The sequence below is a fragment of the Vibrio atlanticus genome (assembly GCF_024347315.1).
Taxonomy (GTDB): domain Bacteria; phylum Pseudomonadota; class Gammaproteobacteria; order Enterobacterales; family Vibrionaceae; genus Vibrio; species Vibrio atlanticus.
The window spans coordinates 2,996,478-3,012,759 of record NZ_AP025460.1 but is presented as its reverse complement, the minus strand read 5'-3'; the positions used below and the strand labels follow the sequence as shown (position 1 = coordinate 3,012,759).

Here is a 16,282-nt window from a genome sequence, read left to right as displayed (position 1 = left end):
GACCAATACGTTTAACTACTTGTAGTTATTCGGCACAGTCAATTCATTATCATTCTGTTGGAATGGTAATAGCTTTAGAATTACATGTTCATCAATCTTTTTCGAAAGAGCGAATGAATATTAGTTTTGAAGTCAGTATTCGTTGAGTCACAAAATCTTAAATTGAAGAGTTTGATCATGGCTCAGATTGAACGCTGGCGGCAGGCCTAACACATGCAAGTCGAGCGGAAACGACACTAACAATCCTTCGGGTGCGTTAATGGGCGTCGAGCGGCGGACGGGTGAGTAATGCCTAGGAAATTGCCTTGATGTGGGGGATAACCATTGGAAACGATGGCTAATACCGCATAATGCCTACGGGCCAAAGAGGGGGACCTTCGGGCCTCTCGCGTCAAGATATGCCTAGGTGGGATTAGCTAGTTGGTGAGGTAATGGCTCACCAAGGCGACGATCCCTAGCTGGTCTGAGAGGATGATCAGCCACACTGGAACTGAGACACGGTCCAGACTCCTACGGGAGGCAGCAGTGGGGAATATTGCACAATGGGCGAAAGCCTGATGCAGCCATGCCGCGTGTATGAAGAAGGCCTTCGGGTTGTAAAGTACTTTCAGTTGTGAGGAAGGGTGTGTAGTTAATAGCTGCACATCTTGACGTTAGCAACAGAAGAAGCACCGGCTAACTCCGTGCCAGCAGCCGCGGTAATACGGAGGGTGCGAGCGTTAATCGGAATTACTGGGCGTAAAGCGCATGCAGGTGGTTCATTAAGTCAGATGTGAAAGCCCGGGGCTCAACCTCGGAACTGCATTTGAAACTGGTGAACTAGAGTGCTGTAGAGGGGGGTAGAATTTCAGGTGTAGCGGTGAAATGCGTAGAGATCTGAAGGAATACCAGTGGCGAAGGCGGCCCCCTGGACAGACACTGACACTCAGATGCGAAAGCGTGGGGAGCAAACAGGATTAGATACCCTGGTAGTCCACGCCGTAAACGATGTCTACTTGGAGGTTGTGGCCTTGAGCCGTGGCTTTCGGAGCTAACGCGTTAAGTAGACCGCCTGGGGAGTACGGTCGCAAGATTAAAACTCAAATGAATTGACGGGGGCCCGCACAAGCGGTGGAGCATGTGGTTTAATTCGATGCAACGCGAAGAACCTTACCTACTCTTGACATCCAGAGAAGCCAGCGGAGACGCAGGTGTGCCTTCGGGAGCTCTGAGACAGGTGCTGCATGGCTGTCGTCAGCTCGTGTTGTGAAATGTTGGGTTAAGTCCCGCAACGAGCGCAACCCTTATCCTTGTTTGCCAGCGAGTAATGTCGGGAACTCCAGGGAGACTGCCGGTGATAAACCGGAGGAAGGTGGGGACGACGTCAAGTCATCATGGCCCTTACGAGTAGGGCTACACACGTGCTACAATGGCGCATACAGAGGGCAGCAAGCTAGCGATAGTGAGCGAATCCCAAAAAGTGCGTCGTAGTCCGGATTGGAGTCTGCAACTCGACTCCATGAAGTCGGAATCGCTAGTAATCGTGAATCAGAATGTCACGGTGAATACGTTCCCGGGCCTTGTACACACCGCCCGTCACACCATGGGAGTGGGCTGCAAAAGAAGTGGGTAGTTTAACCTTTCGGGGAGGACGCTCACCACTTTGTGGTTCATGACTGGGGTGAAGTCGTAACAAGGTAGCCCTAGGGGAACCTGGGGCTGGATCACCTCCTTATACGAAGATACTTACGATGAGTGTCCACACAGATTGATGGTTTAGATTTAGTTAAAGCCAGAGCTTTAATTAATAACGTAAGTTATTGATTAAAGCTTTTTGCTTTATGCTCTTTAACAATTTGGAAAGCTGACTGATTGATTTACTTACGAGTAATTCAATCAAATTTAAAAGTTCTCAATGTTTATCTTTCATTAGATAAACACAACAAACACATTCAAGTGTCTTGTATTCGAATCAAATTTATTTGATTCACAATTGAGTCCGGCAAACAGTTATCAGGAATTAACCCTTCTTGATGACAACCAAAAACCTTGGTTAGTTGCCATACGCTAAGACCCTTTCGGGTTGTATGGTTAAGTGACTAAGCGTACACGGTGGATGCCTTGGCAGTCAGAGGCGATGAAAGGCGTAATAACTTGCGATAAGCCCAGATTAGGTAGTAATAACCTTTTGAGTCTGGGATTCCTGAATGGGGAAACCCACTTACATAAGTAAGTATCCTGTTGTGAATACATAGCAACAGGAGGCAAACCGGGGGAACTGAAACATCTAAGTACCCCGAGGAAGAGAAATCAACCGAGATTCCGAAAGTAGCGGCGAGCGAAATTGGATTAGCCCTTAAGCTTTTAATGATGCAGGTGAAGAGTCTGGAAAGTCTCGCAATAAAGGGTGATAGCCCCGTAACCGACACATCATAATCAGTGAAAACGAGTAGGGCGGGACACGTGATATCCTGTCTGAATATGGGGGGACCATCCTCCAAGGCTAAATACTACTGACTGACCGATAGTGAACCAGTACCGTGAGGGAAAGGCGAAAAGAACCCCTGTGAGGGGAGTGAAATAGAACCTGAAACCGTGTACGTACAAGCAGTAGGAGCACCTTCGTGGTGTGACTGCGTACCTTTTGTATAATGGGTCAGCGACTTAATTTTAGTAGCAAGGTTAACCGTTTAGGGGAGCCGTAGGGAAACCGAGTCTTAACTGGGCGTACAGTTGCTAGGATTAGACCCGAAACCAGGTGATCTAGCCATGGGCAGGTTGAAGGTTGAGTAACATCAACTGGAGGACCGAACCGACTAATGTTGAAAAATTAGCGGATGACTTGTGGCTAGGGGTGAAAGGCCAATCAAACCTGGAGATAGCTGGTTCTCCCCGAAAGCTATTTAGGTAGCGCCTCGGACGAATACTACTGGGGGTAGAGCACTGTTAAGGCTAGGGGGTCATCCCGACTTACCAACCCTTTGCAAACTCCGAATACCAGTAAGTACTATCCGGGAGACACACGGCGGGTGCTAACGTCCGTCGTGGAGAGGGAAACAACCCAGACCGCCAGCTAAGGTCCCAAAGTATAGCTAAGTGGGAAACGATGTGGGAAGGCTCAGACAGCCAGGATGTTGGCTTAGAAGCAGCCATCATTTAAAGAAAGCGTAATAGCTCACTGGTCGAGTCGGCCTGCGCGGAAGATGTAACGGGGCTAAGCTATACACCGAAGCTGCGGCTACGTACCTTAGGGTATGTGGGGTAGGGGAGCGTTCTGTAAGCCGTTGAAGGTGGTCTGTAAGGGCTGCTGGAGGTATCAGAAGTGCGAATGCTGACATGAGTAACGATAAAGGGAGTGAAAAACTCCCTCGCCGGAAGACCAAGGGTTCCTGTCCAACGTTAATCGGGGCAGGGTAAGTCGACTCCTAAGGCGAGGCCGAAAGGCGTAGTCGATGGGAAACGGGTTAATATTCCCGTACTTCTTACAATTGCGATGGGGGGACGGAGAAGGCTAGGTGGGCCTGGCGACGGTTGTCCAGGTTCAAGTACGTAGGCGGAAAGTTTAGGTAAATCCGGACTTTCTTAACGCTGAGATACGATGTCGAGCTACTACGGTAGTGAAGTCATTGATGCCATGCTTCCAGGAAAAGCCTCTAAGCTTCAGATTGTAAGGAATCGTACCCCAAACCGACACAGGTGGTCGGGTAGAGAATACCAAGGCGCTTGAGAGAACTCGGGTGAAGGAACTAGGCAAAATGGTACCGTAACTTCGGGAGAAGGTACGCTCTTATCAGTGAAGTCCCTTGCGGATGGAGCAGACGAGAGTCGCAGATACCAGGTGGCTGCAACTGTTTATTAAAAACACAGCACTGTGCAAAATCGTAAGATGACGTATACGGTGTGACGCCTGCCCGGTGCCGGAAGGTTAATTGATGGGGTTAGACTTCGGTCGAAGCTCTTGATCGAAGCCCCGGTAAACGGCGGCCGTAACTATAACGGTCCTAAGGTAGCGAAATTCCTTGTCGGGTAAGTTCCGACCTGCACGAATGGCGTAATGATGGCCACGCTGTCTCCACCCGAGACTCAGTGAAATTGAAATCGCTGTGAAGATGCAGTGTACCCGCGGCTAGACGGAAAGACCCCGTGAACCTTTACTACAGCTTGGCACTGAACATTGAACCTACATGTGTAGGATAGGTGGGAGACTATGAAATTGCGTCGCTAGATGTGATGGAGTCGTCCTTGAAATACCACCCTTGTAGTTTTGATGTTCTAACGTTGGTCCCTGAATCGGGATTACGGACAGTGCCTGGTGGGTAGTTTGACTGGGGCGGTCTCCTCCCAAAGAGTAACGGAGGAGCACGAAGGTGGGCTAAACACGGTTGGACATCGTGTGGTTAGTGCAATGGCATAAGCCCGCTTGACTGCGAGAATGACAATTCGAGCAGGTGCGAAAGCAGGTCATAGTGATCCGGTGGTTCTGAATGGAAGGGCCATCGCTCAACGGATAAAAGGTACTCCGGGGATAACAGGCTGATACCGCCCAAGAGTTCATATCGACGGCGGTGTTTGGCACCTCGATGTCGGCTCATCACATCCTGGGGCTGAAGTCGGTCCCAAGGGTATGGCTGTTCGCCATTTAAAGTGGTACGCGAGCTGGGTTTAGAACGTCGTGAGACAGTTCGGTCCCTATCTGCCGTGGGCGTTGGAAAATTGAAAGGGGCTGCTCCTAGTACGAGAGGACCGGAGTGGACGAACCTCTGGTGTTCGGGTTGTCATGCCAATGGCATTGCCCGGTAGCTAAGTTCGGAATCGATAACCGCTGAAAGCATCTAAGCGGGAAGCGAGCCTTGAGATGAGTTTTCCCTGACACTATAAGTGTCCTAAAGGGTTGTCGTAGACTACGACGTTGATAGGCAGGGTGTGTAAGTGCTGCGAGGCATTGAGCTAACCTGTACTAATTGCCCGTGAGGCTTAACCATACAACACCCAAGGGGTTTTGTGGACTCAAAGAAATACCAAACGCTTGAATGAGTTTGATGAGAATTTAACAGCTTTCCGAATTTTAAAATTTGCTTGGCGACCATAGCATTGTGGACCCACCTGATTCCATGCCGAACTCAGAAGTGAAACACAATAGCGCCGATGGTAGTGTGGGGCTTCCCCATGTGAGAGTAGGACATCGCCAGGCTTTAAATTTATTTTCACTTTTTTAAAAGTGAAGACAAAAGCTCGACTTTGTCTATTTAATAGACAAGTCACCATAGAGTTCTAAGTTTTCTTAGAGTTTTATGTTGACTTTCAAAGTGGAAAGCGTATTATACGCGTCCTGCTTAAGTGCTAAGGCACTGAAAGCGTTCTCTTTTTAGAGAACACGCTCTTTAACAATTTAAACCTATCAATCTGTGTGGGCACTCGTTGATGAATATCAAAACGTTATTGGTTCTTTTTCGAAAGAGCGTAATAGCAGTTACTTCGGTAACAAACTTGATTTCAATGAACTGAGTGACCAATACGTTTAACTACTTGTAGTTATTCGGCACAGTCAATTCATTACCATTCTGTTGGAATGGTAATAGCTTTAGAATTACATGTTTACTTCGGTAAATATTAGTTTTGAAGTCAGTATTCGTTGAGTCACAAAATCTTAAATTGAAGAGTTTGATCATGGCTCAGATTGAACGCTGGCGGCAGGCCTAACACATGCAAGTCGAGCGGAAACGACACTAACAATCCTTCGGGTGCGTTAATGGGCGTCGAGCGGCGGACGGGTGAGTAATGCCTAGGAAATTGCCTTGATGTGGGGGATAACCATTGGAAACGATGGCTAATACCGCATAATGCCTACGGGCCAAAGAGGGGGACCTTCGGGCCTCTCGCGTCAAGATATGCCTAGGTGGGATTAGCTAGTTGGTGAGGTAATGGCTCACCAAGGCGACGATCCCTAGCTGGTCTGAGAGGATGATCAGCCACACTGGAACTGAGACACGGTCCAGACTCCTACGGGAGGCAGCAGTGGGGAATATTGCACAATGGGCGAAAGCCTGATGCAGCCATGCCGCGTGTATGAAGAAGGCCTTCGGGTTGTAAAGTACTTTCAGTTGTGAGGAAGGGTGTGTAGTTAATAGCTGCACATCTTGACGTTAGCAACAGAAGAAGCACCGGCTAACTCCGTGCCAGCAGCCGCGGTAATACGGAGGGTGCGAGCGTTAATCGGAATTACTGGGCGTAAAGCGCATGCAGGTGGTTCATTAAGTCAGATGTGAAAGCCCGGGGCTCAACCTCGGAACTGCATTTGAAACTGGTGAACTAGAGTGCTGTAGAGGGGGGTAGAATTTCAGGTGTAGCGGTGAAATGCGTAGAGATCTGAAGGAATACCAGTGGCGAAGGCGGCCCCCTGGACAGACACTGACACTCAGATGCGAAAGCGTGGGGAGCAAACAGGATTAGATACCCTGGTAGTCCACGCCGTAAACGATGTCTACTTGGAGGTTGTGGCCTTGAGCCGTGGCTTTCGGAGCTAACGCGTTAAGTAGACCGCCTGGGGAGTACGGTCGCAAGATTAAAACTCAAATGAATTGACGGGGGCCCGCACAAGCGGTGGAGCATGTGGTTTAATTCGATGCAACGCGAAGAACCTTACCTACTCTTGACATCCAGAGAAGCCAGCGGAGACGCAGGTGTGCCTTCGGGAGCTCTGAGACAGGTGCTGCATGGCTGTCGTCAGCTCGTGTTGTGAAATGTTGGGTTAAGTCCCGCAACGAGCGCAACCCTTATCCTTGTTTGCCAGCGAGTAATGTCGGGAACTCCAGGGAGACTGCCGGTGATAAACCGGAGGAAGGTGGGGACGACGTCAAGTCATCATGGCCCTTACGAGTAGGGCTACACACGTGCTACAATGGCGCATACAGAGGGCAGCAAGCTAGCGATAGTGAGCGAATCCCAAAAAGTGCGTCGTAGTCCGGATTGGAGTCTGCAACTCGACTCCATGAAGTCGGAATCGCTAGTAATCGTGAATCAGAATGTCACGGTGAATACGTTCCCGGGCCTTGTACACACCGCCCGTCACACCATGGGAGTGGGCTGCAAAAGAAGTGGGTAGTTTAACCTTTCGGGGAGGACGCTCACCACTTTGTGGTTCATGACTGGGGTGAAGTCGTAACAAGGTAGCCCTAGGGGAACCTGGGGCTGGATCACCTCCTTATACGAAGATATTTACGATGAGTGTCCACACAGATTGATTAGGTTTAGAAAGTAAAAGAGACGATATTGGGTCTGTAGCTCAGCTGGTTAGAGCGCTCGCCTGATAAGCGGGAGGTCGGTGGTTCGAGTCCACTCAGACCCACCAATATCGATTAGAAACAAAGATGGGGCTATAGCTCAGCTGGGAGAGCGCCTGCCTTGCACGCAGGAGGTCTGCGGTTCGATCCCGCATAGCTCCACCATCTTTAAGTGTTTTTATCTGAAAATATTTAAAAATGGTTTCGAAAGCTTTATTGCTAACGAAAGCAAGCTCTTTAACAATTTGGAAAGCTGACTGATTGATTACTTACGAGTAATTCAATCAAATTTAAAAGTTCTCAATGTTTATCTGCTCTTATTTAATAAGAACGGTATAAACACAACAAACACATTCAAGTGTCTTGTATTCGAATCAAATTTATTTGATTCACAATTGAGTCCGGCAAACAGTTATCAAGAATTAACCCTTCTTGATGACAACCAAAAACCTTGGTTAGTTGCCATACACTAAGACCCTTTCGGGTTGTATGGTTAAGTGACTAAGCGTACACGGTGGATGCCTTGGCAGTCAGAGGCGATGAAAGGCGTAATAACTTGCGATAAGCCCAGATTAGGTAGTAATAACCTTTTGAGTCTGGGATTCCTGAATGGGGAAACCCACTTGCATAAGCAAGTATCCTGTTGTGAATACATAGCAACAGGAGGCAAACCGGGGGAACTGAAACATCTAAGTACCCTGAGGAAGAGAAATCAACCGAGATTCCGAAAGTAGCGGCGAGCGAAATTGGATTAGCCCTTAAGCTTTTAATGATGCAGGTGAAGAGTCTGGAAAGTCTCGCAATAAAGGGTGATAGCCCCGTAACCGACACATCATAATCAGTGAAAACGAGTAGGGCGGGACACGTGATATCCTGTCTGAATATGGGGGGACCATCCTCCAAGGCTAAATACTACTGACTGACCGATAGTGAACCAGTACCGTGAGGGAAAGGCGAAAAGAACCCCTGTGAGGGGAGTGAAATAGAACCTGAAACCGTGTACGTACAAGCAGTAGGAGCACCTTCGTGGTGTGACTGCGTACCTTTTGTATAATGGGTCAGCGACTTAATTTTAGTAGCAAGGTTAACCGTTTAGGGGAGCCGTAGGGAAACCGAGTCTTAACTGGGCGTACAGTTGCTAGGATTAGACCCGAAACCAGGTGATCTAGCCATGGGCAGGTTGAAGGTTGAGTAACATCAACTGGAGGACCGAACCGACTAATGTTGAAAAATTAGCGGATGACTTGTGGCTAGGGGTGAAAGGCCAATCAAACCTGGAGATAGCTGGTTCTCCCCGAAAGCTATTTAGGTAGCGCCTCGGACGAATACTACTGGGGGTAGAGCACTGTTAAGGCTAGGGGGTCATCCCGACTTACCAACCCTTTGCAAACTCCGAATACCAGTAAGTACTATCCGGGAGACACACGGCGGGTGCTAACGTCCGTCGTGGAGAGGGAAACAACCCAGACCGCCAGCTAAGGTCCCAAAGTATAGCTAAGTGGGAAACGATGTGGGAAGGCTCAGACAGCCAGGATGTTGGCTTAGAAGCAGCCATCATTTAAAGAAAGCGTAATAGCTCACTGGTCGAGTCGGCCTGCGCGGAAGATGTAACGGGGCTAAGCTATACACCGAAGCTGCGGCTACGTACCTTAGGGTATGTGGGGTAGGGGAGCGTTCTGTAAGCCGTTGAAGGTGGTCTGTAAGGGCTGCTGGAGGTATCAGAAGTGCGAATGCTGACATGAGTAACGATAAAGGGAGTGAAAAACTCCCTCGCCGGAAGACCAAGGGTTCCTGTCCAACGTTAATCGGGGCAGGGTAAGTCGACTCCTAAGGCGAGGCCGAAAGGCGTAGTCGATGGGAAACGGGTTAATATTCCCGTACTTCTTACAATTGCGATGGGGGGACGGAGAAGGCTAGGTGGGCCTGGCGACGGTTGTCCAGGTTCAAGTACGTAGGCGGAAAGTTTAGGTAAATCCGGACTTTCTTAACGCTGAGATACGATGTCGAGCTACTACGGTAGTGAAGTCATTGATGCCATGCTTCCAGGAAAAGCCTCTAAGCTTCAGATTGTAAGGAATCGTACCCCAAACCGACACAGGTGGTCGGGTAGAGAATACCAAGGCGCTTGAGAGAACTCGGGTGAAGGAACTAGGCAAAATGGTACCGTAACTTCGGGAGAAGGTACGCTCTTATCAGTGAAGTCCCTTGCGGATGGAGCAGACGAGAGTCGCAGATACCAGGTGGCTGCAACTGTTTATTAAAAACACAGCACTGTGCAAAATCGTAAGATGACGTATACGGTGTGACGCCTGCCCGGTGCCGGAAGGTTAATTGATGGGGTTAGACTTCGGTCGAAGCTCTTGATCGAAGCCCCGGTAAACGGCGGCCGTAACTATAACGGTCCTAAGGTAGCGAAATTCCTTGTCGGGTAAGTTCCGACCTGCACGAATGGCGTAATGATGGCCACGCTGTCTCCACCCGAGACTCAGTGAAATTGAAATCGCTGTGAAGATGCAGTGTACCCGCGGCTAGACGGAAAGACCCCGTGAACCTTTACTACAGCTTGGCACTGAACATTGAACCTACATGTGTAGGATAGGTGGGAGACTATGAAATTGCGTCGCTAGATGTGATGGAGTCGTCCTTGAAATACCACCCTTGTAGTTTTGATGTTCTAACGTTGGTCCCTGAATCGGGATTACGGACAGTGCCTGGTGGGTAGTTTGACTGGGGCGGTCTCCTCCCAAAGAGTAACGGAGGAGCACGAAGGTGGGCTAAACACGGTTGGACATCGTGTGGTTAGTGCAATGGCATAAGCCCGCTTGACTGCGAGAATGACAATTCGAGCAGGTGCGAAAGCAGGTCATAGTGATCCGGTGGTTCTGAATGGAAGGGCCATCGCTCAACGGATAAAAGGTACTCCGGGGATAACAGGCTGATACCGCCCAAGAGTTCATATCGACGGCGGTGTTTGGCACCTCGATGTCGGCTCATCACATCCTGGGGCTGAAGTCGGTCCCAAGGGTATGGCTGTTCGCCATTTAAAGTGGTACGCGAGCTGGGTTTAGAACGTCGTGAGACAGTTCGGTCCCTATCTGCCGTGGGCGTTGGAAAATTGAAAGGGGCTGCTCCTAGTACGAGAGGACCGGAGTGGACGAACCTCTGGTGTTCGGGTTGTCATGCCAATGGCATTGCCCGGTAGCTAAGTTCGGAATCGATAACCGCTGAAAGCATCTAAGCGGGAAGCGAGCCTTGAGATGAGTTTTCCCTGGCACTATAAGTGTCCTAAAGGGTTGTCGTAGACTACGACGTTGATAGGCAGGGTGTGTAAGTGCTGTGAGGCATTGAGCTAACCTGTACTAATTGCCCGTGAGGCTTAACCATACAACACCCAAGGGGTTTTGTGGACTCAATAGAAAGACCAAACGCTTGAATGAGTTTGAAGAGACTTTTAAATCAGTTTTCCAGATTATTTTGCCTTCAGTTTTTAAAACTGGAAGTAAAAGCAAAATTTGCTTGGCGACCATAGCATTGTGGACCCACCTGATTCCATGCCGAACTCAGAAGTGAAACACAATAGCGCCGATGGTAGTGTGGGGCTTCCCCATGTGAGAGTAGGACATCGCCAGGCTTTAAATTTTTAGAGTCGTTTTTAAACGGTTCTAGAACTGCTGATATAGCTCAGCCCGGTAGAGCGCACCCTTGGTAAGGGTGAGGTCCCCAGTTCGAGTCTGGGTATCAGCACCACTATTTAGTTGATTTGATTCATCAAGTTAACAACAGAATTTGTTTGACGACCATAGCATTGTGGACCCACCTGATTCCATGCCGAACTCAGAAGTGAAACACAATAGCGCCGATGGTAGTGTGGGGCTTCCCCATGTGAGAGTAGGACATCGTCAGGCTTAAATTGCATTATGCTGAATAGACACTGCGGAGTGGTAGTTCAGTTGGTTAGAATACCGGCCTGTCACGCCGGGGGTCGCGGGTTCGAGTCCCGTCCACTCCGCCACTTATTAGAAAGCCTAGTCTTATGACTAGGCTTTCGTCGTTTCTGGATACGATAATTTTGTCTTCGAGCAACGAGTCCCGGTCGCCTGCGACCCCAAGCACTCCACCATTTATAATAAGTCTCGCTAGAAATCGCGGGGCTTTTTGCATCTAAATTATAGTGTTCGCCCTTCCATTGAATGACTTTTACACAAGGTTTGCGCGTAACCCATGACTCCTAGTTAACGTGTCCCATTATTCTATTATTTATTAGAAAGTCTAACTCTACGATTAAAGTCTTTTTATTTGTATTTTCTACACCAGTTGTTATTTGGAACGAGCATGCGTTTCACAAACGCATATAGCTTAAGCTTAGCACTCAAATACTCAAGCCATGCGACGTTGTAAGTCAGGTTAATGAGACTGTTCTGACTCAGCTGTCTCGATTCAATATCGAAGTTATATAAGCCTTACAACTCATCCTATGTGCCCTGCGTTTGCAGATGTTTGCTTTATCAAGCGAGTGCACTTTAGTATTAGTTAACAGCCCTTCGTCTACGATACCTGACTTCTGTTTTTATCTGTGAATCTAGAGGGTACTTCTGATGTGTCATTAGGAATCGATCATGGATATTTCTGCTAAGAGCGCTATAGCCCTTAATGAGGTGACTTCATCCTCTTGTTATGCATTAAGCTTAAACCACTCTTAATTGTATTGAGCACCCTGTTTGAAAAGTATCTCAAAGGGGAAGTGGACTATATTTCAGGTTGAAGGAGAGAGTCGCTAGATTAAGGGCCCAAATTGGTGCCAGTGGGATACATATGCTAAGAAATAGAGAATTCTTCGTATTCGTGCAGTGATATTTATCATCCAATCAGAGCGAGACTCTCTGGCTCTAGGTTCAGGTATCTTAGGAGATGTTTACCAGTCTCTTTTCTACTCTGATGTGTTTGTTGACTCGATATGAATTAGTTATGTTGACCACTATACTCTGAACATATTGATTTCTTGCTGGTTAGTTCAAGCTATGTTTTGGCTATTGCGACTAATATGAAGCTAGAAGGGCATTATTGTTCACTTGGTAAGAATAGACTCAAAAAAAGATCATCGGGTGGTATTTTAGTGATTATTTTTACAAATAGATAAAGTCTTAAAAGCTAATGGGGCGAACTATGAAATTAAGCTTTAACTTTGAAGATGCCAGTCAGATTTTTGTAGGATCTTTTGCTTTGGCTGTACCGATTTCTTTTTCCGAAGAAGCCTGGAAGTTAGGGGAGACTTTGCCTACTGCTAATCTGTTGCTGCTATTTTTATTATCAGCTGTGTTCCTAGGCTTTTATACTTATGAAAGTGTCTTTCAAAAAAATGTTGTTGCACGCATGCCGGTGTTTATTTTCAGAATTGTTATTGCTTATGCTATGACGGCGTTGGTAGTTGCTTTGGTACTGACATGTTTGGATAAGTTGCCTCTATTAAGTGATCCAATAGTCTCGTTTAAACGTGTCATTGTTATATCAATGCCCGCGTCTATGGGGGCTATTATAGTGGATAGTTTCGATAAAGAGTGAAACTGTATATCACCCAGGTTAAGTCATCAACAGAGCGATTCTGGCGCTTATTTGGTTCACTCTTAGATAACACAAGTAGCAAGCTCGCTAGAAAGGTTTCGACATGTCGTTGGGTGATTAAAGCTAAATCAAAAGAGTAAAGCCTAATTGTTTGACAAGAAAATTAAGACTGAGAGTTTCTGTACTGAATGAGCGATTAGAAAGGTGAGGGAGATGGAGGCACGCTAGGATCTTTAGATGCAAAAAAGCCGCATCAATGATGCGGCTTTCTTTAATTGGCTCCCCTTGCAAGACTTGAACTTGCGACATACGGATTAACAGTCCGCCGTTCTACCAACTGAACTAAAGGGGAATTGATTGTTTTATCTCTAATCAAGAGAATGGTGCCGACTACCGGAATCGAACTGGTGACCTACTGATTACAAGTCAGTTGCTCTACCTACTGAGCTAAGTCGGCATCATGTATCAAGAAGCTTACGCTTAATGATTAACTTGGCTCCCCTTGCAAGACTTGAACTTGCGACATACGGATTAACAGTCCGCCGTTCTACCAACTGAACTAAAGGGGAATTATTCTTAAAGCTTTAAAGAAATGGTGCCGACTACCGGAGTCGAACTGGTGACCTACTGATTACAAGTCAGTTGCTCTACCTACTGAGCTAAGTCGGCACATGATATTTCTTTGTGCTTTACTGTTGTTGTCAAGGACACCAACAAATAAATTGTGGTGCCCGGAGGCGGAATCGAACCACCGACACGAGGATTTTCAATCCTCTGCTCTACCGACTGAGCTATCCGGGCGACGAGGTGTATTAAACGTGTTTTCGCGTTCTGGGTCAACATTAAATTGCAAAAAAAGTATTGTTTGATGTTTTTCTATACTTAGTGGGTTGTTTTTGTTCGTTTGGGTAGAAAAACCTAGGTCTAGCATGCCTTAAAAGATGGCAAAACTACGGTTAACTGCTTTGAATGAGCGCTGAAATAAAAAAAGCACGTATGAAAACGTGCTTTTATATTAAAGGTTTTTCTCGAGAGTTTAGTGTTTTACTTCAAACCTATTTACCCAAGTCTCTAATTCGTTAGAAAGAGAAGCTAAAGTTTGAGTACTGTTATGGCTTTCCGTTACGACATCGCTCAGTTGGTTGCCACTTTCTTCAATCATATTGATACGCTTCGATATATCATCGCTTACCTGGGTCTGTTCAGCGGCTGCTGTTGCGATTTGATGGCTCATTGATGATATAGACTCTAATGCAATCACAATCTGTTGTAGCGCTTCAGAGGCATTCTGAGACTCTGCTACAGTACTTTCACTCGTTGCCGCACACACATTCATTGTTTGAATGGCGTTACGGGAACCTTCTTGAAGATTATTGATCATTAACTGAATCTCTTTGGTGCTCGATTGCGTTCGACCAGCAAGATTACGTACCTCATCCGCCACTACTGCAAATCCACGACCTTGTTCACCCGCTCGCGCAGCCTCAATAGCAGCGTTAAGTGCTAACAGGTTAGTTTGCTCTGCAATATCGCCTATAACGTCCAATACCTTAACAATATTGTTTACGTCGTTATCTAGGTTAGCAACAGCTTCACTGGCTGTACCTAATTGTCCAGCTAGGCCTTGAATATTATCTACTGTGTTGTGGATTAGGAGCTGAGTATGTTGGCTTTGTTTGTCTGCCTCGTCGGTGTTACGAGCTGTATCGCCAGCTGAATCGGCAACATTATTTGCTGAAGACGCCATCTCAGTCATTGCTGTTGCGATCATTTCAGTTGATTGTTGCTGAGTTTCAGTAAGTTGAGCGATAGAACCTGCACGATCTTCCACGCGCTGTAATTCGCCTCTTAACGCTAGCATTGAAGAGTTGAGGTTTGATACTAACTCTGCCAGTGATTGACTCATTTGTTGTACAGCGTGATAGATACTGCCTTGCTCAGCTTGAGTCTCAAACGATGTTTGGATTTTTCCTTCTGCGACAGCTTGTACTGCTTCTCTTACGTCTTTGGGTTCACCGCCAAGTAGCGATAGCATACGTTTAATTGAGATAATCAAGCTTGAAAGAATGACACCAGCAATAGCTAAACATAAAATCAGTTGCCATTGTGCTGTTGACCAAAACCTTGCGTTGACTTCATTGAAGCCGATACCTGTACCTACAACCCAACCCCAATGAGGTGTTTTTTCTGCGATGGACAGTTTTTCCTCAATGCTTCCGTCGGGGAGTTTTTGTGTCCAGGTGTACTCGACTATTTGTCCTGTTCTATTGCCAAGTGCTCGCTGAATAAGTTGGCCAACGCTATTTCCATCGCCATCTTTAAAATCATTAAAGCTGGTTCCGTGTAGTTGCGGATCTAAAGGTGTTGCGACAAAAGTCATATCTTCATCAGCAACATATACATATTCATTGTCTTTATAGATATTGTTGCGCAGTAGGCGAGTGGCAAGCTGTTTGGCTTGTTGTTCTTCTAGAGTGCCATCAATAGCCATTTTTTCGACTTCAGTAAGAATGCTGTATGCACTTTTAAATAGCTCTGTCACGCGAGCTTTGTTGTCTATGTTGCTAGCAACTCTTAAGGTCCATAAACCTGTAGCCGTAAGTGCGAGCAAGGCAATCAAAATGATGCCTGATAATAAATAAGCTTGCGTTTTTAATTTCATATTTCCCCGTGCAGCGATCTAATAATAAGTATGGTGTATCATTCACGAATCTTAAGCTAAGTCGTGTAGTGCAGGTATCAGAAAGGTATCAAAACATGATGAAGATTAAATTTACGAAGAAAAAAAAGTCCCCAAAAGAACATTTTTCGCTGTCAAATGAATAAACAGAGGTAAGAGCAATTACTCTATTGAGGGTGGTGAATGTAGTCTATTTACTCGAAGATCAAGATTTAATGTTGAACTGATGTGTTATTGAATGGCGTTAACTTTTATTCAAACGAAAAAAAGCCAAGTCTCTCGACTTGGCTTTCTTGAATGTGGCTCCCCTTGCAAGACTTGAACTTGCGACATACGGATTAACAGTCCGCCGTTCTACCAACTGAACTAAAGGGGAATTACTTGTCTCAACATCAGGTCTATAAAGACCACTATTTGTTAAGAAGCAAATAATGGTGCCTCGAGGCGGAATCGAACCACCGACACGCGGATTTTCAATCCGCTGCTCTACCGACTGAGCTATCGAGGCAAAAGAATGGTGCCGACTACCGGAGTCGAACTGGTGACCTACTGATTACAAGTCAGTTGCTCTACCTACTGAGCTAAGTCGGCACACTAAATTCTTTGCTTTAGAGAGTGAACTCTCTAATTTAAAACCTCATATAAAATGAAGTTCTTGAAAATGGCTCCCCTTGCAAGACTTGAACTTGCGACATACGGATTAACAGTCCGCCGTTCTACCAACTGAACTAAAGGGGAATTACTTGTCTCAACATCAGGTCTCTAAAGACCATTATTTGTTAAG

Annotated in this window: 2 protein-coding genes, 13 tRNA genes and 7 rRNA genes; 12 read left to right on the top strand and 10 right to left on the bottom strand. The window is 46.7% G+C overall.

Annotation, left to right across the window (positions count from 1 at the left end; translation table 11 throughout):
- Positions 1–159 precede the first annotated feature (159 nt).
- From OCV30_RS13490 to OCV30_RS13435, 12 genes are all read left to right on the top strand, one after another.
- Positions 160–1,714: ribosomal RNA gene (locus tag OCV30_RS13490) — 16S ribosomal RNA — on the top strand.
- A 354-nt stretch (positions 1,715–2,068) separates the two neighbouring features.
- Positions 2,069–4,961, top strand: a 23S ribosomal RNA gene (locus OCV30_RS13485).
- A gap of 93 nt (positions 4,962–5,054) precedes the next feature.
- A 5S ribosomal RNA gene (gene rrf / locus OCV30_RS13480) occupies positions 5,055–5,170 on the top strand.
- A 458-nt stretch (positions 5,171–5,628) separates the two neighbouring features.
- A 16S ribosomal RNA gene (locus OCV30_RS13475) occupies positions 5,629–7,183 on the top strand.
- Between the two features lie 67 nt (positions 7,184–7,250).
- Positions 7,251–7,327, top strand: a tRNA-Ile gene (locus OCV30_RS13470).
- A gap of 21 nt (positions 7,328–7,348) precedes the next feature.
- A tRNA-Ala gene (locus tag OCV30_RS13465) sits at positions 7,349–7,424 on the top strand.
- Between the two features lie 326 nt (positions 7,425–7,750).
- Positions 7,751–10,643: ribosomal RNA gene (locus OCV30_RS13460) — 23S ribosomal RNA — on the top strand.
- A gap of 131 nt (positions 10,644–10,774) precedes the next feature.
- Positions 10,775–10,890, top strand: a 5S ribosomal RNA gene (gene rrf, locus OCV30_RS13455).
- 39 nt (positions 10,891–10,929) lie between these two features.
- Positions 10,930–11,006 (top strand) — tRNA-Thr (locus OCV30_RS13450).
- Positions 11,007–11,048: 42 nt separating this feature from the next.
- A 5S ribosomal RNA gene (rrf, locus tag OCV30_RS13445) occupies positions 11,049–11,164 on the top strand.
- Together the 16S, 23S and 5S rRNA genes with 4 tRNA genes alongside form the textbook arrangement of a ribosomal RNA operon.
- Before the next feature lie 30 nt (positions 11,165–11,194).
- A tRNA-Asp gene (locus OCV30_RS13440) sits at positions 11,195–11,271 on the top strand.
- 1,151 nt (positions 11,272–12,422) lie between these two features.
- Complete coding sequence (locus OCV30_RS13435; protein ID WP_009847710.1) at positions 12,423–12,818, top strand: DUF2391 family protein; 396 nt, start codon at positions 12,423–12,425, stop codon at positions 12,816–12,818.
- Between the two features lie 276 nt (positions 12,819–13,094).
- Here the strand turns inward: OCV30_RS13435 and OCV30_RS13430 are convergent.
- From OCV30_RS13430 to OCV30_RS13385, 10 genes are all read right to left on the bottom strand, one after another.
- Positions 13,095–13,170 (bottom strand) — tRNA-Asn (locus tag OCV30_RS13430).
- Positions 13,171–13,199: 29 nt separating this feature from the next.
- A tRNA-Thr gene (locus OCV30_RS13425) sits at positions 13,200–13,275 on the bottom strand.
- 36 nt (positions 13,276–13,311) lie between these two features.
- Positions 13,312–13,387 (bottom strand) — tRNA-Asn (locus OCV30_RS13420).
- A 24-nt stretch (positions 13,388–13,411) separates the two neighbouring features.
- A tRNA-Thr gene (locus OCV30_RS13415) sits at positions 13,412–13,487 on the bottom strand.
- Between the two features lie 56 nt (positions 13,488–13,543).
- Positions 13,544–13,619: transfer RNA gene (locus tag OCV30_RS13410), tRNA-Phe, on the bottom strand.
- A gap of 235 nt (positions 13,620–13,854) precedes the next feature.
- Positions 13,855–15,480, bottom strand: a complete 1,626-nt coding sequence (locus OCV30_RS13405) for a methyl-accepting chemotaxis protein (protein ID WP_017101452.1) — start codon at positions 15,478–15,480, stop codon at positions 13,855–13,857.
- A gap of 318 nt (positions 15,481–15,798) precedes the next feature.
- Positions 15,799–15,874, bottom strand: a tRNA-Asn gene (locus tag OCV30_RS13400).
- Positions 15,875–15,930: 56 nt separating this feature from the next.
- Positions 15,931–16,006: transfer RNA gene (locus OCV30_RS13395), tRNA-Phe, on the bottom strand.
- A 7-nt stretch (positions 16,007–16,013) separates the two neighbouring features.
- Positions 16,014–16,089 (bottom strand) — tRNA-Thr (locus OCV30_RS13390).
- Positions 16,090–16,160: 71 nt separating this feature from the next.
- Positions 16,161–16,236, bottom strand: a tRNA-Asn gene (locus OCV30_RS13385).
- Positions 16,237–16,282: the final 46 nt, after the last annotated feature.

What these genes read in the sequence shown, in the direction of transcription:
- OCV30_RS13435 (WP_009847710.1), top strand. Translation starts at nt 12,423, where the DNA reads ATGAAATTAAGCTTTAACTTTGAAGATGCCAGTCAGATTTTTGTAGGA.
- OCV30_RS13405 (WP_017101452.1), bottom strand. Translation starts at nt 15,480, where the DNA reads ATGAAATTAAAAACGCAAGCTTATTTATTATCAGGCATCATTTTGATT.